This window comes from Acidiphilium sp. C61 (genome assembly GCF_905116885.1).
Classification (GTDB): Bacteria; Pseudomonadota; Alphaproteobacteria; order Acetobacterales; family Acetobacteraceae; genus Acidiphilium.
Map to the genome: position 1 here is coordinate 2,864,054 of NZ_CAJHNI010000005.1, position 23,393 is coordinate 2,887,446.

The window sequence follows — 23,393 nt, forward strand, 5'->3', positions numbered from 1 at the left end:
ACCTCAGCCGGATCAAAAACCCGGCTGACTGCCCTCAGCCGGATCAAAAACCCGGCTGAAGGGGGTCAGCCGCGAATCGCCTCGATCCGCGGCGGGTTGCGCAGCGTCTGCAGGATCACGCAATAGCGCTCGGTGCTCTCGATCAGCCGGGCCACGCTTTTCTCGTCCGCATCGGTGTCGAGATCGAAGCGCAGCGAAATCTCGGTGACACCCACCGGCGTGGCGCGGTCGATCGCCAGCGTCCCGCGCGCGTCCCATACCCCCTCGGCGGTGATGCTGCCGCGCTTCACAATCACCCCCATCGCGGTCGCGACGGCGGACAGCGTCACCCCGGCGCAGGCGACCAGCGCCTCCAGCAGCATGTCGCCCGAACAGGCCTGCGAGCCGTCGCCGCCGGCCGCCTCGTGCAGCCCGGCGGTCACCTCGCCGTCATGGCCGCGCACCACGCAGGCGAGCCCGCCCTGCACGATCTCGCCCACCGCGCGCGAGACGATCCGCGCCGAGGCGGCATCCTCGCGGTATTTCTGCTTCAGCGGCGCCTGCAAGGCGCGGAGTTCGGCGGCATCCATCGCGGTCTCCCGGAAACTGTCCTGTGTCTTGCGGCGAGGATGCAGCCGCCGCCCCGCCGAGGCAAGCGGCGGATCAGCGATGCGCCTCGGGCGCCGGCTCCACCGTATTGGGCTTGGGGATCGGCCGGTTCTCGACGACGCGCAGGAACTGGTGCGACATCGCGTGATAGACCGGCTCCTTGCAGACCAGCCGCGAAGCCATGGTGCCGAGGATCGCGGCAATCCCGACCGGCACCGACATCGACGGATCGGAGGTCATCTCGATCACGATCACCGCCGCCGTCAGCGGCGACTGCACGACGCCGGCGAAATACCCGGCCATGCCCACCATCGCGAATCCCGCCACCGGCAATCCCGGCAGCAGATGCACGAACGCCGTGCCGACGCCGACGCCGACAGCGAGGGAGGGCGCGAAAATCCCCCCCGGAATCCCCGAGAGATACGACACCAGGGTGGCGAGGAATTTCAGCGGCGCGAAATCGACCGGCGGCAGCACGCCCGAAACCATCGCATCCCGCGCATTGGCATAGCTCGCATCGAACACCATCCCGTGCGAGGCGAAGCCGATCGCCGCGAGCACGAGGCCGCAGAAGGCGGCGAAAATCACCGGCTGCTTCTGCGCGAGGCGGTTGATCGCGCCGGGCAGGAACTTCCACGGTGTCACCAGGATCTGCGCGAACACCCCGCCCGCGAGCCCGCCGATCACGGCGCAGACCGGGATCAGCAGCCAGACCCAGTCCAGCTTCAGCACCGCGTGCGAGAAGCCGAAATAAGGCTGGTAGCCGAGGACGAACATCAGGGTGATGCCGCTCGCGAAGGCGGCGAGGATGATCGAGCGCACCTGCCGGTCATCGAAGCTGCGCGCCATCTCCTCGATCGCGAAGACGATGCCGGCCAGCGGCGCGTTGAAGGCGCAGGTGATGCCCGCCGCCCCCCCGGCGAGGATCAGCAGCCGCTGCAGCGCATGGGTGCGCTCCAGCCCCATCCGCCCGCAGATATTCATCGCAGCACAGCCGATCTGCACCGTCGGCCCCTCCTTGCCGATCGACGCGCCGCTCGCGAAGCCGATCAGCGTCAGCAGGAATTTCCCCACCGCGATCCGCAGCGACAGCACCGAATCGACATCGGCCGAATCCTGCATCTGCAACCCGGCCATCGCCTGCGGAATGCCCGAGCCCTGCGCGCCGGGAAACACCTGCCGGGTGAGATAGACGATGAGCGCGAGCCCCGCCGGGCAAAGCAGGAACACGATCCAGCCGTGCTGCGCCGTGACATGCTGGAACAGCGCCGTCGCGCGGACGACGCCGATGCCGAAGGCGATGGAGACCAGTCCGGTGATGATGGCGGCGAGAACGAAGATGAGATTGCGTTTCAATGCCGCCATGAATGAAGATCTCCCTGAAAAATGATCCCGGCGGCAGGGCCAGGCCACATCCCGCCGCGCCCGCGGGGCTTGCCCGATACCGCTTGATTCATGTCAATGCCAGAACGGGCACCGCATGTGAACCGTCCGCCGCCCGCGCCCGGCGCTGCGGCCGCCGGCGCCGCCTGAGAGGACAGACTTGACCGCACCATCCAACGAGGCTTCCGCCACCCCGCCCCGCCGCGCGCTCGACCGTCGCCTGATCGCGGCGGGGCAGGGGGCGCGGCGCTGGCTCGCGCTCGCCATCGGGCTCGGCCTCGCCGCCGGCCTCGCGGTGATCGCTCAGGCGCTGCTGCTCGCCCATGTCGTCACCGCGCTGATCTTCCGCCACGAAGCCGCCGCCGCGCTGGCGCTGCCGCTCGCGGCGCTGGCCGGGCTGCTGCTCCTGCGCGCGGCTTTGAGCTTTGCTGCTGAACACGCCGCCCACCACGCCGCCGCCGCGGTCAAGCTCTCGCTCCGCCGCACCCTGCTCGACCATCTCTTCGCCCTCGGCCCCGCTTACGCCGCCGGCGAGCGCAGCGCCGACCTCGCCGCCACCCTGCTCGACGGTGTCGAGGCGCTGGAGCCCTATCTCGCCCGCTACCTGCCGCAGATGGCGCTGGTCGCACTGGTCCCGCTCGCCATTCTCGCCGCCATCTTCCCGGTGGACTGGATCAGCTTCCTCGTCCTGCTCGTCACCGGCCCGATCATCCCGGTCTTCATGGTCTTTGTCGGCTACCGCGCCGAGGCGATCAACCGCCGGCAATGGCGCGAATTGCTGACCATGAGCGCCCGCTTCCTCGATGCCGTGCAGGGGATCACCACGCTGCGGCTGTTCGGCCGCGCGCGCGACGAGATCGCGCTGATCGGGCGCATCGCCGATGAATACCGCCGCGCCACCATGGCCGGGCTGCGCATCGCCTTCCTCACCTCGGCGGTGCTGGAATTCTTCGCCTCGCTCTCGATCGCCCTGGTCGCCGTGCTGTTCGGCGCGCGGCTGCTGCACGGGCATATCGGCTTCTTTCCCGCCTTCTTCGTGCTGCTGCTGGTGCCGGAATTCTTCCTCCCCCTGCGCGGCCTCGCCACCCATTACCACGCGCGAATGACGGCGCTGGCCGCCGCCGGCCGCATCTTCGACGTGCTCGATACACAACCCGCGACGACCTGGGGCGATGCCGCTCCGCCATCCGGTCCGCTGTCGCTGCGCTGCGCCGGCCTCACCATCGCCCACGAGCCCGGCCAGACGGTGCTGCACGGGATCGACTGCGCCTTTCCCGCCGGCACGCTCACCGCCATCGTCGGCCGCTCCGGTGCGGGCAAATCCACCCTCGCCGCCGCCCTGCTCGGCTTCGTCGCCCCGCACTCCGGCGCCGTCCTCGTCAATGACGACACCGCGCTCACCGCGCTCGACCGTGAGGCCTGGTGGGCGCAACTCGCCTATGTGCCGCAGACCCCCCGCGTCTTCGCCGGCACGATCGCCGCGAACCTGCGCCTCGCCCGGCCGGAAGCGGACGACGCGGCGCTGCGCGAGGCCCTCCGCCGCGCCCGCCTGCTCGACGAGATCGACCGCCTGCCCGCCGGGATCGAGACAAGCATCGGCGATGGCGGCGCCGGGCTCTCCGGCGGCCAGGTCCAGCGCCTCGCCCTTGCCCGCGCCTTCCTGCGCGACGCGCGGCTGCTGATCCTCGACGAAGCCACCGCCCATCTCGACCTCGAAACCGAGGCCGAGATCGCCGCCGCCATCGCCGACCTCGCCCGCGGCCGCACCGCGATCCTGATCGCCCACCGCCTCGCCACGGTGCGCCGGGCCGACCGCATCCTGGTGCTGGAGGGCGGGCGCCTCGCCGAATCCGGCACGCATGACGAGCTGCTCGCCCGCGGCGGCGCTTACGCCGCCCTGCTCGGCGCCGCGGAGGCACCATGCGCGACCTGATCCGCCTGCTCCGCCTCTACGCGCCCTACCGGGCCTGGGTGCTCGCCGGCGTAGCACTCGGCCTGCTCACCGTGCTGGCGAATTTCGCCCTGCTCGCGCTCTCCGGCTGGTTCCTCGCCGCCACCGGCGTCGCCGGCCTCGCCGGCTACGCGGCGCAGAACGTGTTCAATTTCTTCACCCCGGCCGCCGGGGTGCGCTTCTTCGCCACCCTGCGCGTGCTCGCCCGCTATGCCGGCAGGCTGGTCGATCACGAGGCGACGTTCCGCCTGCTCGCCCGGCTGCGGATGGTCGCCTATGCCGGGCTCGAACCGCTCGCCCCGGTCGGCCTCGCCGGCGAGCGCGGCGGCGACCTGCTCTCCCGCCTCGTCGCCGATATCGACCGGCTGGGCGATTTTTTTCTCCGCGTCGTCTCGCCCTTCGTGATCGCGGCTGCGGCGGCGCTGGTCATGGCGCTCGGCTTCGCCATCGTCTCGCCCGCGGCCGGGCTGCTGCTCCTGCTCGGCCTGACCATCGCCGGCGTCGCGGTGCCGCTGGCGAGCCTCGGTCTCGGCCGCAACCCCGCCCGCGCCGCCGTCGCGGTGCAGGTGCAGCTGCGCGCCGATCTCGTCGATTCCGTCCAGGGCATGGCCGAACTGCTCACCTGCAATGCGAGCGGGGCGATGGCGGCGCGGGTCGATGCGGCGAGCGTCGCCCTGCTCGCCGCCCAGCGCCGCCTCGCGGCGATCGCAGGCTTCGGCGCCGCCGCCATCCTGCTCGCCTCCGGCCTGACCATGCTGGCGATGCTCCCGCTCGCAGGCACGCTGGCGGCGGCGCACCGCATCGCCGGCCCGGTCATCGCCCTGCTCGCCCTCGGCGCGATGGCCGCCTTCGAAGCGGTCGCCCCGCTGCCGGCCGCCTTCCAGCTCCTCGGCGGCATGGCCGAATCCGCCCGCCGCGTCTTCGACCTGCTCGACCGTCCGCCCCCCGTCGCCGAGCCCGCCTCCAGCCCGCCCCGCCCGGCCCGGCTCGACCTCAGGCTCGATGGCGTCTCGCTCCGCTATCCCGACGCCGCCCATGCGGCGCTCGCCGGCATCGACCTCGCGATCGCCGAGGGCGAGCACGTCACCATTCTCGGCCGCAGCGGCGCGGGCAAGACCTCGCTGTTCAACCTGCTGCTCCGCTTCGCCCCGCCCGCGGCGGGCAGCGCCACGCTCGGCGGCGTCGATCTCGCCACCATCCGCGGCGATGACCTGCGCTCGCTCTTCACCGTGGTCTCGCAGACCACCGCGATCTTCGCCGGCACCCTGCGCGACAACCTCCTCCTCGCCCGCCCGGATGCCGACGACGCGGCACTCTGGCGCGCGCTCGAGATAGCCCGCCTCGCCGATTTCGTCAGCACCCGTCCCGACGGCCTCGATTCGCTGGTGGGCGAGGCGGGGGCAAAACTCTCCGGCGGCGAGGCGCGGCGGCTCTCGCTCGCCCGCGCCGCCCTGCGCGCCACCCCCTTCCTGCTGCTCGACGAGCCGACCGAGGGGCTCGACCCGCTGACCGAGGCTGAATTCCGCCGCGCGCTCGCCGGCCTTGCCGCCGGGCGCACGGTCATCGCCATCACCCACCGTCTCGACCACCTCGCCGATGACGACCGCGTGGTGATGCTGGAGCAGGGCCGCATCGTCGCCGATGGCCGCTTCGGCGCGCTCCGCCGGGGCGAGGGGCCTGTGGCGCGGCTGTCACGGCTGCGGGAGATGTCGCGCCACTTCTGAGCCCGCCTGCAACGGATTGATACAGATCAATGCGGCGCCGCCCCAGCGGTCTAACGCTCTGGGCAATGCCAACCACGGCCGGGCGGGGGTCCCGCCGGTCATCGGGCCAGGAGTTCACCATGATCGACCCGACAGTCGTCGACCTGTCGCGCCTGCAATTCGCGCTGACCGCGCTGTATCACTTCCTGTTCGTCCCCCTCACGCTGGGGATGACCTTCCTGCTCGCGACGATGGAGACGGTCTACGTCATCACCGGCAAGCAGATCTACAAGGACATGGCCCTGTTCTGGGGCAAGCTGTTCGGCATCAACTTCGCCATCGGCGTTGCCACCGGCCTGACCATGGAATTCGAGTTCGGCACCAACTGGTCGATGTATTCGCATTTCGTGGGCGACGTCTTCGGCACCCCGCTCGCCATCGAGGGGCTGATGGCCTTCTTCATGGAAAGCACCTTCATCGGCCTGATGATCTTCGGCTGGGACCGGCTGAGCCGCCCCGCCCACCTCGCCATCACCTATCTCGTCGCCCTCGGCTCGAATCTCTCGGCGCTGTGGATCCTGATCGCCAACGGCTTCATGCAGGACCCGACCGGCGCCAAATTCGACCCCGACACGATGCGGATGCAGTTCCACAGCTTCGCCTCCCTCGTCTTCAGCCAGGACGCGCAGGCGAAATTCGTCCACACCTCGATCGCCGGCTACGTCACCGGCTCGATGTTCGTGATGGGCATCTCCGCCTACTACCTGCTGCGCCGCCAGCACCGCGAATTCGCCGCCCGCTCCTTCCGCATCGCCGCGATTTTCGGGCTGATCTCCACCCTCGGCGTGGTCACGCTGGGCGATGCGCTCGGCCGGATGGACTATCTGGTGCAGCCCGCCAAGCTCGCCGCGATGGAAGGCATCTGGCACACCACCAAGGGGCCGGGCGCGCCGTGGCTGATCGCCGCCGTGCCGAACGACCGCACCCAGAAAAACGATTTCGAGATCGGCGTGCCCTATGTGCTGACCCCGCTGGTCGCGCATGCCTGGAACGTCCGCATCCCCGGCATCGCCGAACTCGAGCAGCAGGCGCAAACCCGCGCCGCCAAGGGCATCCAGGCGGTGATCGCGCTCAAGCAATATGGCGAAACCCACAGCCCGGCGGCACTCGCCGCCTTCCGCAAGAACGAGGCGGACATGGGCTACGGCTTCCTCGCCCAGCGCTTCGCGCCGGATCAGGATCTCTCCAGGATCACGCCCGCGAACCTGCCCGGCATCCTGCAGAAAACCGGCCGCGAATCGATCCCCAACGTCTTCGTCGAGTTCTGGAGCTTCCGCCTGATGGTCGGGCTTGGCCTCGCCTTCCTCGTGGTCTTCGCCTTCGGCGCCTATTACAGCCTGCGCAACGAGCTTGAGAAACACCCGATGGTGATGCGCGCGGCGATGTGGGCGATCCCGCTGCCGGTGCTGGCCTGCGAATTCGGCTGGATCACCGCCGAGAACGGCCGCCAGCCCTGGACGGTCTATGGCTGGCTGCCGACCTTCCAGTCCGCCTCCAGCCACTCGGTCGGCTACATGCTGTTCTCGCTGATCGGCTTCGCCCTGCTCTACAGCCTGTTCATCGCCGCCGAGCTTTACCTGATGTTCAAATACGCAAGGCTCGGCCCCGGCGAGCACGCCCATCCCCGCCCGGTCGAGGCTCCGGTCGGCGTCGGACTGATGCGCCCCGGCTTCGCCGACAAGTCCTGGCAATAAGGAAACCGCGCCATGGAACTCTATATCGCGCTCAAGCTCATCTGGGCGGTGCTGCTCGGGGTGCTGCTCTGCGGCCTCGCCATCATGGTGGGGATGGACATGGGGGTCGGCGCGCTGCTGCGCTTCGTCGGCCGCACCGATGCCGAGCGCCGCACCGCACTCGCCGTGATCGGCCCGCACTGGGATGGCAACCAGGTCTGGTTCATCCTCGGCGGCGGCGCCATCTTCGCCGCCTTCCCGACGCTCTACGCCACCTCCTTCTCGACCTTCTACGTGGTGATGATCCTGCTGCTCTTCAGCATGATCATGCGCCCGGTCGCCTTCGAATACCGCTCCAAGGTCGATGCAAGGCGCTGGCGCTCGACCTGGGACTGGGCATTCCTGATCTCCGGCGCCCTGCCGATGATCATCTACGGTGCCGCCTTCGGCAACGTGCTCCAGGGGGTGGGGTTCCATTTCGGCTGGGACGGCCAGTATTACCAGGACGAGAGCTTCGTCTGGTACCTGCTCAACCCCTTCGCGGTGATGTGCGGCGTGATGTCGCTCGCCCTTGCCGTCCATCAGGGCGGGGCGATGCTGATGATCCGCGGCGAGGGCCCGATCGCCGAGCGCGCCCGGCGCTACGCGGTGCCCGCCGGCCTGCTCGCCGCCGCCCTGTTCACGATCGGTGGCGTCTGGGTCCGCTTCATCAAGGGCTTCGCCTACACCGCCCCGGTCAACCCGGCGATGCCGGCGACCCCGCTCGGCGGCCCTGCGGTCGCGATGCGCGCGGGCGCCTGGATGGACAATTTCCACCAGCACCCGGTGCTCTGGCTGCTGCCGGCTGTGGGCCTGTTCGGCATGATCGCGGGCCTGCTCGCGCTCGCCGCCCGCAAGCCGATCCTCGGCTGGTGGCTCGGCGCGCTGGCCTGGATCGGCACGATCTTCACCACCGGGGCGGCGATGTTCCCCTTCCTGATGCCCTCCACCACCGCCCCGGCGCAGAGCCTGACGGTGTGGAACGCCTCCGGCAGCGCCTATAATCTCGGCTGGATGCTGGCCTTCGCGCTGGTCTTCGTGCCGATCATCCTGAGCTACACGGCCTGGGCCTTCCGCGTCATGCGCGGCAAGGTGAAAACCGAGGCCGTCATCGCCAACGACCACTCCTATTGAAGCGGGAGGCACCATCCATGCTGTCCATGATCAAGTTCGTCGCCCTCGGGGGCATCCTGGTCGCCGCCATCCTGCTCGCGGTGGTCACCGGCGATGAAGGCCCCTGGTATTTCGGCTGGCTCGTCGGCACGGTGATGATCGTGCTGATCGCCGCCAGCGGTGCCGTGCTGTTCGAGGCGCAGGAAAGCGCCGTCCGCGCCCGCAACCACAACAGCAACCACGTTTGAGGAGACCCCCCCATGCTCGGCGGACTCGAAGGCCTCATCCTGTTCATCCCGTTCGTCTATTTCGGGCTCTACGTCATCGCCTGGCTCTACGCCCGCCGCCATTTCCCCTGACGGCGCGGGAATGCGCGCGCGCCCCGATCCGCTGGATCGGGGCGCGTTGGCGCATCCGCCACCACGCGGTGCCGTATTCGGTTTATCAACACAACAGAGCACGACATCCGATCCTGATGGATCGGAACGTGCTCTGGAAAGAGGGGTTCAGAACAGGAACGTATGCTCGCCGGTGCTGGTCACCGCGCGGGCCATGGCGGCGAGCGCTTCCGTGGGCATGTCCGGCCCGGTCGAGACGATCCGCATCGCCCCGCAGCCGGCCGCCCGCGCCATCGCCGCGAGCCGCGTCGCCATGGCGGCGCGCAGCTCCCGCCCATGCAGCGGGTCCATCACCGCGAAGGGCCGCACAGCCATCACCATCCCGTGCTCGATGTCGCTCACGCACCGGTAACAGGCGAGGCCGCACGGATTGTCGCGCCGCACCCAGCGGATCGTGATCGTCCCGCGCCGGTTCGGGTCCGCCCCGAGCAGCCCGCGCGCGTGGCGGCGCCAGCGCGGCAAGTCCAGCCAGGGCTGCACGAGGCGCGCCAGCACGAAACACGGGTCGATCTGCGCCTCGTTCATCGGTTCAATCAGGAATGCCGGTTCGTGCATGATCCTCATCATCAATAAGCATGACAGGATTGCCCGCCACGACGCCGCCCGCCTTGATCGAAATCAAGTATTGCCGCCGGAACCCTGATCAAATTCCGGTTCAGATGCCGCCCCAGGCATGATTTCGATGACATAACGAACAGTCGGTTCAAAATGATTGCGGTTGCGCCCCGCGCGTCGGCTGGCCTAGATACAACATTCTGAGACGTCAGAAGGGCGCGCAGATGTTGGAGCAGCGGGATCGGGCGCATCGTTCGCCGATAAATCTTTCCGAAGCCATCATTCCGGGTCTGTGCGCGGGGTGCGGTGCGCGTCATATCGGCCTGTGCGACGCACTCGCCGACGAAGACCTGCACTTCCTCGCCAGCGTCGCCCGGCAGATCACGGTCGCCCGCGGCCACAGCTTCGCCATCGAGGGCGACAGCGCACGCTATTTCTTCAACATCAATGCCGGCACTGCCCGCCTGCACAAGGATCTGCCGGATGGCAGGCGGCAGATCACCGGCTTTGTCGGCCCCGGCGATTTCGTCGGCCTCGCCGCCGACGACCGCTACACCTTCAGCGCCGAGGCGATCGAGGATGTCCGCCTCTGCCGGTTCGACCGCACCGAGCTGCGCGGCGTCTTCTCCCGCTTCCCCGCACTCGAGCGCCGCCTGCTCGACGTCGCCTCGCACGAGCTGATCGTCGCCCAGGAACAGATGCTCCTGCTCGGCCGCAAGAGCGCGATCGAGCGTCTCGCCAGCTTCATCGATGGCTGGAGCCACCGCGCGATGCTGTGCGGCGGCGGCAGGGAATCGCTGCGCCTGCCGATGACCCGCACCGACCTTGCCGACTATCTCGGCCTGACCATCGAAACCGTCTCCCGCGCCCTCTCGGCGCTGCGCAAGCAGGGCGTGATCGACGTCACACCCGACCACAATATCAGCGTCGTCAAGCCGCACGCCCTGCACGAGATCGCCCGCGCCGGCGCCTAGAGCATCATCCGATCCATCGGGATCGGAGCGTGCTCTATTCGCCCGCGCCAGCGTTTGACGCAGGTCAATGCGCGCGGCGGGCAGCGCGCCCATCATCCCCCTCAGCCAGAAGGAGGATCCGATGAACGTGCGCGAGATCATGACGGTGGGGCCGCTCACCGTCGAGCCGGAAACCACCCTCGCTGATGCCGGCCGCATCATGCTGGACCAGAATCTCTCGGCCCTCCCGGTGATCGACCGCGGCGGCCGCCTGCTCGGCATCGTCACCGATGGCGACATGCTCCGCCGCCCCGAGCTTGAAACCGTGCCGGAAATCGGCTGGTGGCGCGGCTTCCTCGCCCCCGAAACCTCGGCCCGCCAGTTCGCGCGCACCCGCGGCCGCCATGTCGGCGAGATCATGACCACGCCGGTCCGCTCCGTCGGCCCCGACACGCCGCTCTCCGACGCGATCGACATCATGGAAACCTACCATGTGAAGCAACTGCCGGTGGTCCAGGGCGAGGTCCTGCTCGGCATGCTCAACCGCCGCAACATCCTCTCCCGCCTGATCACCGCCCTGCTGGTGATCGAGGACACGCCGGTGAGTGACGACGTGGTGGCAACCCGCATCCGCGCCGCCATCGAGAAAACCAACTGGGCGCCCAAGGCGACCATCGAGGTCAAGGTCGATCACGGTATCGCGACGCTCTCCGGCCCCGTCTTCAGCGATGCCGAGCGGATGGCGCTGATCGTGCTCGCCGAGGGGATCGGCGGCGTCCGCCGGGTGGCCGACGAAATGGTCTATGTCGATCCCACCAGCGGGGTCGCTTTCGGTTCCTACTGAAACAGCCTTACCTGCGTCCGGGCGGCGATTCGGTCAGCCGGCGCGCCGCCTCGGCGATGTCGGCCTCGTCCGCGCAATAGGAAAACCGCACGAAATCGCCGCCGCGCGCGGTGTCGAAATCATGCCCCGGCGTCGCCGCAATGTGCAGCTCGTGCAGCATCGCCCGGCAGAATTCGGCGCTGTCCTGCCCGCTCGCCGCGATGTCGGCATAGATGTAGAAGGCGCCATCCGCCGGCGAGAGCTTCGTCATCCCGGCGCGGGGCAGGGCGTCGAGCAGCAGGGCGCGCGAGCTTGCATAGGCATCGCGCCGCGCCGAGAGTTCGGCGTGGCAGTCGAACGCCGCCTCGGCCGCGCGCTGGGCGACATGCGGCGCGCAGATGAACATGTTCTGCGCCAGGCACTCCACCGGCCGCACCAGCTCCTCCGGCAGCACCATCCAGCCGACGCGCCATCCCGTCATCGAGAAATATTTCGAGAACGAGTTGATCACGATCGCCGAGGGGCTGAAGGCGGCGGCGGTGGCGGCCGGCGTGCCATAGGTCAGGCCGTGATAGATCTCGTCGCTGATCAGCCGGATGCCGTTCGCATGGCAGTGCCGGGTGAGGGCGGCGAGGTCGTCGGGATGCAGCATCGCCCCGGTCGGATTGGCCGGCGAGGCGATCAGCAGCCCGTCCGGCTGCGGATCGAGCGCTTCGAGCATCGCGACCGTCGGCTGGAACCCGGCCTCCTCGGTCGCCGGCAGCAGCAGCGGCCGCAGCCCGAGTGCTGTCATGATGTTCAGATAGGGCGGATAGCAGGGCGCGGCGAGGGCGATCGTGTCCCCCGGCTCGAACGCGGCGAGGAAGGCGAGCGGAAACCCGCCCGAGGCCCCGGCGGTCACCGCGATGCGCGCGGCGGGCAGGTCGAGCCCATACCAGTCGGCGTAATGCGCGGCGATCCGCCGGCGCAGCCCGGCAAGCCCCAGCGCCTCGGTATAGCCGAGCGGATCGCGCCCCTCCATCGCGCAGGCAATGGCGCGGCGCACCCCCTCGGGCGCGCCGGCGCCGGGCTGGCCGACCTCCATGCGGATCACCCGGCGATTCGCCGCTGCCGGACTCGCGGCGAGCGCATTGGCCGCCGAAATCACGTCCATCACCAGAAAGGGCGGAACCCGCCCCGCCGTGCCGGTTTTCAGTGCCATGGCCGCCTCAGCGCGACCCGATGGCGAGCCCGGCGCCGCGCGGATCGGCCACGGCGGCGCAGGATTTCGGCGCTCCCGGCAGCGTGCCCGAACAGGCGATCGCATTCGCCCGGCCCGGCGCCGGCACCGGATGCGGCATCGCCTGGCCGGCGCGCAGCGATTCGGCCATCGCCGCCCCGGCTGCGAGCGGCGCGCCCGCCTGTCCCGCTCCCGTCGTCACCGCGCGGAAGGCGCCATCCGTGGTCGCGAGCGCCACGCTCAGCAGCGGCGGGCTGACCCGCTTCGGCGAGGCGGCGAGCAGGATGCCCGTCCCGGTGGCGATCCGCCCGGTGCCGAACAGGTTGTTCATCGTCGTCGCACAGCCGACCACGCCGCCCTTCGCATCGGCGATCGCATATCCCGCCGAAGCCGGCAGCGCGCCGAACCCGGTCACATGCCGCGCAGCGGCGGCGGCAGCCAGCGCGTCGCGCCCCGCCCCGGCGAGATCGTCCGGCGCGCTCGCCAGCGCCTCTATCGCCGCGCGCGTGCCCATCCCGGCAGCGGTCGGCGGCAAAGCGATGTCCGCGCCCAGCGCATGAACGATATCCGGCGTGGCATAGCGCGCGGCATCGGCGCGCAGGTCGGTCGCGGTCAGCCCCGCGCCCGCCTCGGCCGCCCCGGCGAGCAGGCTGTCCGCCAGGTGCCCCTGGTAGAAGCTCAGCACCCCGCCGCTCTGCAACCGCGCGAGCGTGGCGGCGAGGTCCGGCTGGCGCAGCGTCTCGCCGGCCTGCAACAGCTGGCCGGCGGGGCTGGCGAACACGTTGCGCGCGGCCGGATCGGCCAGCAGCGCATCGCCCACCACGCCAAGATCAGCCGCCAGCGCGCGCGAAACCGGAACGCCGCCGCCGGCCATCGTGGCGGCGGGCGCCATGTCGGTGGCGAGCGGCAGGGCGCCGTAGCGCGCCTGCATGGCGAGCAGCCCGCGCGCCATCTGCGGCACCGCCGCCGGGCGCGCCGCCCCTGCCTGGCTGCCGCGCGGCGTGCCGGGCGGAAACAGCAATGCGACGGGGCGGCCGGTGCCGCCCTCGTCATGCGGCATGTCGATGAGACAAACAGCGCCGCCGCCGAGCCCGGCGCGCGAGGGCAGGGTGACGCCGAGGGCGAAGCCCGCCGCCACCGCGGCATCCACCGCATTGCCGCCCTTCTGCAGGATCTCGTGCGCCGCGACGCTCGCCTCCGGCACCGGCGTGACGACGAACCCCGCCACCGGCGCCTGCGGCTTCGGCTCGCCCAGCCGGGCGTTGCCGCCGCCGCCGACAAGTTCGTTCGACAGGCCGCAGCCGGCGAGCAGGAGTGCGGCGGCGAGCGGGGCGGTGCGGCGCAAGATCGACAAATTCGCCATCCTCGTGACTGTGGAATACGGCAGGAGCGAAACCGGGATAACCGCCTTCGCCCGGCCGGGCAACATTCGAGCCATCCAGCCCCGCGCCCGGCGCGGGTTGCGCCGCCGCCCCCGCACCCCAATTCGACGGCAATGCGGGACGGCGCGCCGCCCGCGAGGATGATGCAGCAGGAGACCGCAACAATGCTGACGACGATCGACGCGTGGCTGAACCGCACTTTGCGCAACCATGACAAGTTGCGCAAGCTGGCCTGGTTTTCGCTCATTTATGTCTCGAGCGTAATCGCTTTTGGAATTTTCGCCTTCGCCCTGCAGGCGCTCGTCCCCGCCTGACCGCCGGCCCGATGTTGCGCTGCCGCATGGAGTGCGCTACCCGCCCTGCTCATGCTCATGAAGGCTCCAGAGCGGACCGATGATGGATTGATGTCGGCCTACCGGGCGCTGATCGAGGCCGGCACGATCCTGCCGGACCCGGTGCAGCGCCGTGCCGCCGAGCGTCTGCACGAACTCTGGTCCCGCCTGCGCGCCTACGATCCCACCCCCAAGGCCCCGCCCAATGGCTGGCTCGGCCGCCTGCTCAACAAGAAGCGGGTGGACGAGGTGCCGGAGGATTACCCCTCGGGCCTTTATCTCGTGGGCGAGGTCGGCCGCGGCAAGTCCATGCTGATGGACCTGTTTTTCAGCGCCGCCGAGGTGCCGCGCAAGCGCCGGGTGCATTTCCACGAATTCATGCAGCAGGCCCATGCGAGGCTGCACCGGCTGCGCGCCGAGCGGCCCGACGAGGATGCGGTGCTCTCGCTCGCCGACGCCATCGCCGCCGAATCCGTGCTGCTCTGCTTCGACGAGTTCCAGGTCCACGATATCGGCGATGCGATGATCCTCGCCCGCCTGTTCGAGGCGCTGTTCGCCCGCGCCGTGGTCGTCGTCGCCACCTCGAACACGCTGCCGGACGATCTCTACCGCAACAAGCCGGGCTATGAGAGTTTCCGCCCCTTCATCGGCCTGCTCAAGCGCCATCTCGACGTGATGGTGCTCGATGGCGGGCGCGACTACCGGCGCGAGCGCGTGCGCGGCGCGCGCAACTGGTACGTCCCCGCCGATGGCCGGGCCGAGCGCGCTCTCGATGATGTGTTCGCCGAACTGACCGGCGGCGTCGCCCCGTGTGCCGAAACCCTCACCGTCTTCGGCCGCAAGCTCGCCGTGCCGCTCGCCGCCAGCGGCGTCGCCCGGTTCGACTTCGCCGCCCTCTGCGCCCAGGCGCTCGGCTCGGGTGATTATCTCGCCCTCGCCACCCATTACGACACCGTGCTGATCGACGGGATTCCCCGTCTTTCGCCGGACAATTTCGACGAAGCGCGGCGCTTCATCACCCTGATCGACGCGCTCTACGAGCACCGGGTGAAGCTCTACGCCTCGGCCGCGGCGGAACCCGCAGCACTCTACACCTCGGGCGAGGGGGTCGCGATCTTCGAGCGCACCGTCTCCCGCCTCGAGGAAATGCGCAGCGAGGCCTATTTCGCCCTCGCGCATCTCACCTGAGATGCTGTTGCGCCGTCCCGGCCATTGGTCTAGGCCGCACGACGGCGGTTCCGCCCAGGACGGACGGCGCGCAGGCAATCGGTTTCGACTGACAGGCGAATGATCACCGTAAGGGGGCCCAATGAACATACATGAATACCAGGCCAAGGAATTGCTGAAATCCTATGGCGTCGCGGTGCTGGACGGGCATGTCGCCTGGACCGGCGAGGAGGCCGCCGAGGCGGCGCGCAAGCTTCCCGGCCCGATCTATGTCGTGAAGTCGCAGATCCATGCCGGCGGCCGCGGCGCCGGCCATTTCAAGGACGATCCCGAGGGCAAGGGCGGTGTCCGCCTCGCGAAATCGCCCGAGGACGTCGCCGCCGCCGCCGAGGCGATGCTCGGCAACACGCTGGTGACCAAGCAGACCGGCGCCGCCGGCCGCGTCGTCCGCCGCGTCTATGTCGAGGCCGGCTGCGACATCAAACGCGAACTCTACCTCTCGCTGCTGGTCGACCGCGCGAAATCCGAGATCGTCATCATGGCCTCGACCGAGGGCGGCATGGAGATCGAGGAAGTCGCCGAGAAGCACCCTGAGAAAATTCTCCGCGTCGCGGTCGATCCGGCGAGCGGCATCTCCGGCTTCCACGCCCGCCGCCTCGGCTTCGGTCTCGGGCTCGACGCCACCCAGATGAAGGCCTTCGCGAAATTCGTGAACGCGATGTACAAGGCCTTCGTGGCACTCGACTGCGCGATCGTCGAGATCAACCCGCTGGTCGTCACCGGCGCCGGCGAGGTTGTCGCCCTCGACGCCAAGGTCAGCTTCGACGACAACGCGCTCTACCGTCACCCCGACCTCGAAAAGCTGCGCGACGAGGCCGAGGAAGACCCGAAGGAACTCGAAGCCGCCAAGCACAGCCTGAACTACGTGGCGCTGGATGGCTCGATCGGCTGCATGGTCAACGGCGCCGGCCTCGCGATGGCGACGATGGACATCATCAAGCTCTACGGCGCCGAGCCCGCGAACTTCCTCGATGTCGGCGGCGGGGCGACCAAGGAGCGCGTCACCGCGGCCTTCAAGATCATCCTGTCGGACCCGAATGTCGAAGGCATCCTGGTCAACATCTTCGGCGGCATCATGCGCTGCGACGTGATCGCCGAGGGCGTGGTCGCCGCGGCGCGCGAGGTCTCGCTCTCGGTGCCGCTGGTCGTCCGCCTCGAGGGCACCAACGTGCAGCTCGGCAAGGACATCCTCTCCAAATCCGGCCTGCCGATCATCGCGGCCGACAATCTCGCTGACGCGGCGCAGAAGATCGTCGCCGCCGTGAAGGAGGCCGCATAATGGCTATTCTCGTCAACGCCGAAACCAAGGTCATCACCCAGGGCTTCACCGGCGCGCAGGGCACCTTCCACTCCGAACAGGCGATCGCCTACGGCACCAAGGTCATGGGCGGCGTCACCCCGGGCAAGGGCGGCACCCGCCATCTCGACCTGCCGGTGTTCGACACCGTGGCCGAGGCCCGCGAGGCGACCGGCGCCGATGCGAGCGCGATCTACGTCCCGCCGCCCTTCGCGGCTGACGCCATCCTCGAGGCGATCGACGCCGAGATCCCGCTGATCGTCTGCATCACCGAGGGCATTCCGGTGCTCGACATGGTGAAGGTCCACCGCGCGCTCGCCGGCTCGAAATCGATCCTGGTCGGGCCGAACTGCCCGGGCGTCATCACGCCGGATGCCTGCAAGATCGGCATCATGCCGGGGCACATCCACCGCCGCGGCAAGGTCGGCATCGTGTCGCGCTCCGGCACGCTGACCTATGAGGCGGTGGCGCAGACCACGGCGGCCGGGCTCGGCCAGTCGAGCTGCGTCGGCATCGGCGGCGACCCGGTGAAAGGGCTCGATTTCGTTGACGTTCTGGAAATGTTTCTGGCCGATGATGAGACCGAGGCATTGATCATGATCGGCGAAATCGGCGGGCAGAGCGAGATCGAGGCGGCAGAGTTCCTGGCCCGCAACAAGGTGAAGAAGCCCACCGTGGGCTTCATCGCCGGCGTCACCGCGCCGCCGGGCCGCCGCATGGGGCATGCCGGCGCCGTGATCTCCGGCGGGCGCGACACCGCGCAGGCCAAGATCGAGGCGATGAAGCACGCCGGCATCCATGTGGCCGACAGCCCGGCTTCGCTGGGCAGCACCATGGTCAAGGCGCTTCGCGCCTGAGCCGGGAGACATCAGGCTTGTCGTTCCGTCTCCGATCGCCAAGGGTGCATGCAGGTGTGCATGCAGGGGTTCATGCAAGGAAAGCATCCCTGAGGCGATCCCTGACGGTGCAACGGCCTGACCGATTGGACTATGTGACGACCACGATTTGAAAGACGCGCCGGCTCCATGCCGGCGCGAACTCCATGAGCCAGATACGGCCGAGGGACATCTGAGATGGCGGGTGTGGATATTCTTGCGACAGCGATGAACGGCGGCAACGCGGCCTTCATCGCAAATCTTTATGCGAAATGGGTCGAGGCGCCTGATTCGGTCGATCCGGATTTCGCCAGCCTGTTCGCCGCCCTCGGCGACGATGCGCGATCGGTGCTGAGCGACGCGGCCGGCGCCTCCTGGGCGCCGCGACCGGTCAGCTTCGAGCGACCGGCAGCCCCTTCCGCACCGGGCAAGGATGCACCGCTTTCCCGCCAGGGCACGATCGATTCGATCCGTGCCCTGATGTTCATCCGGGCCTATCGCGTGCGCGGCCATCTCCAGGCCGATCTCGATCCGCTGGGCCTGCGCGAGCCCGGCCCCCATCCCGAGCTTGATCCCGCGACCTACGGCTTCACCGAGGCCGACATGGACCGGCCGATCTTCATCGACATGGTGCTGGGCCGCGAAACCGCGACGATGCGCGAGATCATCGCGATCCTGCGCGAGAGCTATTGCGGCAAGATCGGCGTCGAGTTCATGCACATCCAGGATCCCGAGCAGAAATCCTGGATCCAGCGCCGCGTCGAGGGCGCGCCCTGGCGCACCGCGCTCGATGCCGCCGGCAAGCGCCGCGTCCTCACCCAGCTCACCGAGGCCGAGGGCTTCGAGACCTTCTGCCAGCGCCGCTATGTCGGCACCAAGCGCTTCGGCCTCGAAGGCGGCGAAAGCACCATCCCCGCGCTGCACGCGATCATCGAGACCGCGGCGGAAGGCGGTGTTGGCGAAATCGCCATCGGCATGCCGCATCGCGGCCGGCTCAACACGCTGGTCAACATCGTCAAGAAGCCCTTCACCGCGGTCTTCTCCGAATTCGGCGGCGAGAGCTTCAAGCCGGATGCGGTGCAGGGCTCGGGCGACGTCAAATACCATCTCGGCACCTCGACCGACGTGATGATCGCCGGCCGCAAGGTGCATCTCTCGCTCCAGCCCAACCCCTCGCATCTCGAGGCGGTGGACCCGGTCGTCGCCGGCAAGGTCCGCGCCCGGCAGGACATGGCGGGCGACACCCGCGGCCGCCGCTCGGTCATGGGCATCCTGATGCATGGCGACGCCGCCTTCGCCGGCCAGGGCCTGGTCTATGAAACCCTGGCGATGAGCCAGCTCATCGGCTACCGCACCGGCGGCACGGTGCATATCGTGGTGAACAACCAGATCGGCTTCACCACCGTGCCGGCCCACGCCTATTCCGGCCTCTACTGCACCGATGTCGCCAAATCCGTGCAGTCGCCGATCTTCCACGTGAATGGCGACGATCCCGAGGCGGTCTCCTTCATCGCCCGGCTCGCCACCGAGTTCCGCATGGAATTCGGGGTGGATGTGGTGATCGACCTGGTCTGCTACCGCCGCCACGGCCATAACGAGACCGACGAGCCCGCCTTCACCCAGCCGCTGATGTATCAGGCGATCCGCGGCCGCAAGACCACCCGCACCCTCTACGCCGAGCGCCTCGCCGCCGAGGGCGCGGTCAGCACCGCCGAATCCGACCAGATCCACAAGGATTTCGTCGCCACCCTGGAAGAGGCCTACAAGGCCGCCGCCAGCTACAAGCCCAACAAGGCGGACTGGCTGGAAGGCCACTGGGCCGGCCTCAACTCCGCGCGCGACGAGGATGGCGAGACCGAGGAACCCACCGCCATCTCGCTCGAAACGCTGCGCCGGATCGGCGATGCGCTCGCCCACGTGCCCGAGGGGTTCGAGGTCAATCCCAAGATCGCCCGCCAGCTCGACGCCAAGGCCGAGATGATCCGCACCGGCGAGGGGATCGACTGGGCGACCGGCGAGGCCCTTGCCTTCGGCTCGCTCCTGCTCGAAGGCCATCGCGTCCGCCTCTCCGGCGAGGATTGCCAGCGCGGCACGTTCAGCCAGCGCCACGCCGTGCTGATCGACCAGACCAACCAGAACGAATACGTCCCCCTCAACAATATCGAGGACGCGCAGTCCCGCATCGAGATCTTCAACTCGCTGCTCTCCGAGGCCGGCGTGCTCGGCTTCGAATACGGCTACTCGCTGGCCGATCCGCGCACCCTCGTGCTCTGGGAAGGCCAGTTCGGCGACTTCGCCAATGGCGCGCAGGTCATCATCGACCAGTTCATCGCCGCCGGCGAGAGCAAGTGGCTGCGCATGTCCGGCCTGACCCTGCTGCTGCCGCACGGCTATGAAGGGCAGGGGCCGGAACATTCCTCCGCCCGTCCCGAGCGCTTCCTCCAGCTCTGCGCCGAGAACAACATGGCGGTGTGCAACATCACCACCCCGGCCAACTATTTCCACGCGCTGCGCCGCCAGCTGAAGCGGAACTTCCGCAAGCCGCTGATCATCATGACGCCGAAATCGCTGCTGCGGCACAAGCTCGCCGTCTCGACGCTGGATGACATGACCAACGGCTCTGCCTTCCGCACCGTCATCCCCGAGACCGACGCGCTGGTGGCCCCCGAGAAGGTGCGCCGCGTCGTGCTCTGCTCCGGCAAGGTCTATTACGACCTGCTGGCCGAGCGGCGGGACCGCGGGATCGACGATGTCGCGATCGTGCGGATCGAGCAGCTCTATCCCTTCCCCAGGAAGGCGCTCAAGACCGCGATCGAGGCCTATGTGAACGCCGAGGTGATCTGGTGCCAGGAAGAGCCCGAGAACATGGGCTACTGGCATTTCCTCGACCGCCGGATCGAGGCGACGCTGGAATGCACCGCAACGAAAATGGCCGCCTCGCGCCCGCGCTTTGCCGGCCGCAAGGCGGCGGCGAGCCCGGCGACGGGGCTGGCAAAGATCCATGCCGCCGAGCAGGCGGCCCTGGTCAGGGAAGCGCTCGGCGTCTGAGGCGCGGGCAGGAACAGGAAGTAAGGCAGGAAGCATGAGCACCGAAATCAAGGTTCCCACCCTCGGCGAGAGCGTGACCACCGCGACCGTCGCGCGCTGGATCAGGAAAGTGGGCGAGACCGTCGCCCAGGATGAGCCGATCGTCGAGCTGGAGACCGACAAGGTCACCGTCGAGGTCAACGCCCCGCAGGCCGGCACGATCGAGGCGATCGCCGCCGATGAGGGGGCCGAGGTCGAGGTCGGCGCCCTGCTGGGCACGATCGGTGCCGGCACCGGCGCCGCTGCCGCGCCGGAAGCCCGCCCGGCCGCCAACCCGCAGCCCGGCGTCAACCCGCCGCCGCCGCCCTCCGGCCCGGTCGCCCGCACCGGCCACGCGCCGATGCCGGCCGCGCAGAAAATGATGACCGAGCAGAAGATCGACGCCGCCCAGGTTGACGGCACCGGCAAGGACGGCCGCATCACCAAGGGCGACGTGCTGGCCTTCATCGAGACGCCGGCCGCAGCCACAGCGCCGGCAGCTCCCAGGGCAGCCCCCAGGGCGCCGCGCACCGCCGATGCGCGCGAGGAGCGGGTGAAGATGACCCGCCTGCGCAAGACCATCGCCGCAAGGCTGAAGGAAGCGCAGAACACCGCCGCCATGCTCACCACCTTCAACGAGGTGGACATGGGCCCGGTCATGGCGCTCCGCGCCGAATACAAGGACGTGTTCGAGAAGAAGCACAAGGGCATCCGCCTCGGCTTCATGAGCTTCTTCGTCCGCGCCTGCATCGCCGCCCTGCGCGAGTTCCCGGCGGTCAACGCCGAGATCGACGGCGACGAGATCGTCTACAAGAACTTCGTCAACATGGGCATCGCCGTCTCCAGCCCCTCGGGCCTGGTCGTGCCGGTGCTGCGCGATGCCGACCAGCTGAACTTCCCGCAGATCGAGGGCGCGATCGCCGATTTCGGCAAGCGCGCCCGCGACGGCGCGCTGAAGCTCGACGAGCTGTCGGGCGGCTCCTTCTCGATCACCAATGGCGGCGTGTTCGGCTCGCTGATGTCCACGCCGATCATCAACCCGCCGCAATCCGCCATTCTCGGCATGCACAAGATCCAGGACCGCCCGATGGCAGTCGGCGGCAAGGTCGAGATCCGGCCGATGATGTATCTCGCCCTGTCCTACGACCACCGCATCATCGATGGCCGCGAGGCGGTCTCCTTCCTCGTCCGGGTGAAGGAAAGCATCGAGGATCCCCGCCGCCTGCTGCTGGACATCTGAGGAGCGCATCATGGCCGATCAGTTCGACGTCATCGTCATCGGGGCCGGTCCGGGCGGCTATGTCTGCGCCATCCGCGCGGCCCAGCTCGGCATGAAGGTCGCGTGCGTGGAAAAGCGCGCGACCCTCGGCGGCACCTGCCTCAATGTGGGCTGCATCCCCTCCAAGGCGCTGCTGCAATCCTCCGAGAACTACCACGAGCTCCTGCACGGCTTCGCCCGCCACGGCGTCTCCGCCGAGAACGTCTCCTTCGATCTGGCCAGGATGATGGGCCACAAGGACGAGGTCGTCGGCGCCAACACCAAGGGCGTCGAGTTCCTCTTCAAGAAGAACAAGGTGACCTGGCTCAAGGGCGCCGCGTCGTTCAAATCCGCCAGCACGATCGTGGTTGACGGCAAGGAATACGGCGCGAAACACATCGTCATCGCCACCGGCAGCGAGAGCGTGCCGCTCCCCGGCGTCGAGATCGACGAAACGCAGATCGTCACCTCCACCGGCGCCATCGCGCTGGCGAGCGTGCCGAAGCATCTCGTGGTGATCGGCGGCGGCTATATCGGCCTCGAACTCGGCAGCGTCTGGCGTCGCCTTGGCGCCGAGGTCACCGTGGTCGAGTTCCTCGACCGGCTGGTGCCGACGATGGATGGCGAGGTCGCCACCGCCTTCCAGAAAACCCTCGGCAAGCTCGGCATGAAGTTCAAGCTCGGCACCAAGGTCACCGGCGCCGCCAAGACCGCCAAGGGCGTCACCCTCACGCTCGAACCCGCCAAGGGCGGTGCCGCCGAAACGCTGGAGGCCGATGTCGTCCTCGTCGCGATCGGCCGCCGCGCCCATACCGAGGCGCTCGGGCTCGACGCTGTGGGTGTCGCGACCGACGAGCGCGGCCGGGTCAAGACGAATGGCCACTACGCCACCAACGTCCCCGGCATCTACGCGATCGGCGACGTCATCGCCGGCCCGATGCTCGCCCACAAGGCCGAGGAAGAGGGCGTCGCCCTCGCCGAGCTGCTGGCCGGTCAGGCGGGCCATGTCAACTACGGCGCCATCCCCGGCGTGGTCTACACCTGGCCGGAAGTCGCCTCCGTCGGCAAGACCGAGGAAGAGCTGAAAGCCGAAGGTGTGGCCTACAAGGTCGGCAAATTCCCCTTCATGGCGAATGGCCGCGCCCGCGCCATGGGCGAGACCGACGGGTTCGTGAAGCTCCTCTCCGACAAAACGACCGACAAGCTGCTCGGCGCCCATATCATCGGCCCGGATGCCGGCACGATCATCGCCGAGCTGGTGCTGGCGATCGAGTTCGGCGCCTCCGCCGAGGATGTCGCCCGCACCAGCCACGCCCATCCCTCGCTCAACGAGGCGGTGAAGGAGGCGGCCCTGGCGGTCGACGGCCACGCCCTGCACATCTGACGTTTCGTCAGACTGGCTAAATGCGCCATGCCCCGATCTCCGGCAAGGAGATCGGGGCATTTCGATTTCCAGTCAGCGCATCTTGTCGGATCGATGTCCGTGCAGGACATCAGT

General features: G+C 68.8%; 19 protein-coding genes. 14 read left to right on the forward strand and 5 right to left on the reverse strand.

Features of this window, described 5'->3' with window-relative positions; genetic code table 11:
- Positions 1 to 65: 65 nt before the first annotated feature.
- Positions 66 to 569: an OsmC family protein gene (locus HUW10_RS16240; protein ID WP_174504423.1), complete on the reverse strand. Its 504-nt coding sequence runs from the start codon at positions 567 to 569 to the stop codon at positions 66 to 68.
- A gap of 73 nt (positions 570 to 642) precedes the next feature.
- Positions 643 to 1,953 (reverse strand): chloride channel protein, encoded by a 1,311-nt coding sequence (locus HUW10_RS16245; protein WP_174504424.1) that lies wholly within the window; start codon positions 1,951 to 1,953, stop codon positions 643 to 645.
- Positions 1,954 to 2,131: 178 nt separating this feature from the next.
- On the opposite strand from HUW10_RS16245, the gene cydD reads away from it, so the two are divergent.
- The 5 genes from cydD (at position 2,132) to HUW10_RS16270 (ending at position 8,758) form a co-directional block, all read left to right on the forward strand.
- Positions 2,132 to 3,904 carry a thiol reductant ABC exporter subunit CydD gene (cydD, locus tag HUW10_RS16250; protein ID WP_174504425.1) on the forward strand — a complete coding sequence of 591 codons (1,773 nt, stop codon included), beginning with the start codon at positions 2,132 to 2,134 and terminating at the stop codon, positions 3,902 to 3,904.
- A complete protein-coding gene (gene cydC / locus HUW10_RS16255) occupies positions 3,892 to 5,646 on the forward strand; it encodes a thiol reductant ABC exporter subunit CydC (RefSeq protein ID WP_174504426.1) in 1,755 nt (584 codons plus the stop codon). Before cydD ends, cydC begins: the two co-directional genes overlap by 13 nt.
- Positions 5,647 to 5,765: 119 nt before the next feature.
- A complete protein-coding gene (locus HUW10_RS16260) occupies positions 5,766 to 7,379 on the forward strand; it encodes a cytochrome ubiquinol oxidase subunit I (protein ID WP_174504427.1) in 1,614 nt (537 codons plus the stop codon).
- Positions 7,380 to 7,391: 12 nt separating this feature from the next.
- On the forward strand, positions 7,392 to 8,531 hold the full coding sequence (gene cydB / locus HUW10_RS16265; protein WP_174504428.1) for a cytochrome d ubiquinol oxidase subunit II: 1,140 nt from the start codon (positions 7,392 to 7,394) through the stop codon (positions 8,529 to 8,531).
- Between the two features lie 17 nt (positions 8,532 to 8,548).
- A complete protein-coding gene (locus tag HUW10_RS16270; protein ID WP_174504429.1) occupies positions 8,549 to 8,758 on the forward strand; it encodes a hypothetical protein in 210 nt (69 codons plus the stop codon).
- Between the two features lie 258 nt (positions 8,759 to 9,016).
- On the opposite strand, the gene HUW10_RS16275 is transcribed toward HUW10_RS16270, so the two are convergent.
- Positions 9,017 to 9,463, reverse strand: coding sequence for a hypothetical protein (locus HUW10_RS16275; protein WP_236656460.1), 447 nt, complete (start codon positions 9,461 to 9,463; stop codon positions 9,017 to 9,019).
- Positions 9,464 to 9,687: 224 nt separating this feature from the next.
- On the opposite strand from HUW10_RS16275, the gene HUW10_RS16280 reads away from it, so the two are divergent.
- Positions 9,688 to 10,437 (forward strand): Crp/Fnr family transcriptional regulator, encoded by a 750-nt coding sequence (locus HUW10_RS16280; protein ID WP_236656461.1) that lies wholly within the window; start codon positions 9,688 to 9,690, stop codon positions 10,435 to 10,437.
- A 121-nt stretch (positions 10,438 to 10,558) separates the two neighbouring features.
- Positions 10,559 to 11,260, forward strand: a complete 702-nt coding sequence (locus HUW10_RS16285) for a CBS domain-containing protein (protein ID WP_174504431.1) — start codon at positions 10,559 to 10,561, stop codon at positions 11,258 to 11,260.
- Positions 11,261 to 11,267: 7 nt separating this feature from the next.
- Here the strand turns inward: HUW10_RS16285 and HUW10_RS16290 are convergent, their stop codons facing one another.
- On the reverse strand, positions 11,268 to 12,440 hold the full coding sequence (locus HUW10_RS16290) for a pyridoxal phosphate-dependent aminotransferase (protein WP_174504432.1): 1,173 nt from the start codon (positions 12,438 to 12,440) through the stop codon (positions 11,268 to 11,270).
- 7 nt (positions 12,441 to 12,447) lie between these two features.
- Positions 12,448 to 13,821 carry a gamma-glutamyltransferase gene (locus HUW10_RS16295; RefSeq protein WP_174504433.1) on the reverse strand — a complete coding sequence of 458 codons (1,374 nt, stop codon included), beginning with the start codon at positions 13,819 to 13,821 and terminating at the stop codon, positions 12,448 to 12,450.
- Positions 13,822 to 14,004: 183 nt separating this feature from the next.
- Between HUW10_RS16295 and HUW10_RS16300 the strand changes: the two genes are divergently transcribed.
- The 7 genes from HUW10_RS16300 to lpdA all read left to right on the forward strand — a co-directional run bounded on the left by HUW10_RS16300 (position 14,005) and on the right by lpdA (position 23,279).
- Positions 14,005 to 14,154 carry a hypothetical protein gene (locus HUW10_RS16300; protein ID WP_174504434.1) on the forward strand — a complete coding sequence of 50 codons (150 nt, stop codon included), beginning with the start codon at positions 14,005 to 14,007 and terminating at the stop codon, positions 14,152 to 14,154.
- A gap of 51 nt (positions 14,155 to 14,205) precedes the next feature.
- A complete protein-coding gene (zapE, locus tag HUW10_RS16305) occupies positions 14,206 to 15,360 on the forward strand; it encodes a cell division protein ZapE (RefSeq protein WP_174504435.1) in 1,155 nt (384 codons plus the stop codon).
- Positions 15,361 to 15,481: 121 nt separating this feature from the next.
- The gene (gene sucC, locus HUW10_RS16310; RefSeq protein ID WP_174504436.1) at positions 15,482 to 16,678 is read left to right on the forward strand and encodes an ADP-forming succinate--CoA ligase subunit beta; all 1,197 of its coding nucleotides are present in this window, start codon (positions 15,482 to 15,484) and stop codon (positions 16,676 to 16,678) included.
- Positions 16,678 to 17,553, forward strand: a complete 876-nt coding sequence (sucD, locus tag HUW10_RS16315; RefSeq protein ID WP_174504437.1) for a succinate--CoA ligase subunit alpha — start codon at positions 16,678 to 16,680, stop codon at positions 17,551 to 17,553. The genes sucC and sucD overlap by 1 nt, the downstream gene beginning before the upstream one ends.
- Positions 17,554 to 17,769: 216 nt before the next feature.
- The gene (locus HUW10_RS16320; RefSeq protein WP_174504438.1) at positions 17,770 to 20,619 is read left to right on the forward strand and encodes a 2-oxoglutarate dehydrogenase E1 component; all 2,850 of its coding nucleotides are present in this window, start codon (positions 17,770 to 17,772) and stop codon (positions 20,617 to 20,619) included.
- 34 nt (positions 20,620 to 20,653) lie between these two features.
- Positions 20,654 to 21,877, forward strand: coding sequence for a 2-oxoglutarate dehydrogenase complex dihydrolipoyllysine-residue succinyltransferase (gene odhB / locus HUW10_RS16325; protein ID WP_174504439.1), 1,224 nt, complete (start codon positions 20,654 to 20,656; stop codon positions 21,875 to 21,877).
- Positions 21,878 to 21,887: 10 nt separating this feature from the next.
- On the forward strand, positions 21,888 to 23,279 hold the full coding sequence (gene lpdA, locus HUW10_RS16330; RefSeq protein WP_174504440.1) for a dihydrolipoyl dehydrogenase: 1,392 nt from the start codon (positions 21,888 to 21,890) through the stop codon (positions 23,277 to 23,279).
- Positions 23,280 to 23,393 lie beyond the last annotated feature (114 nt).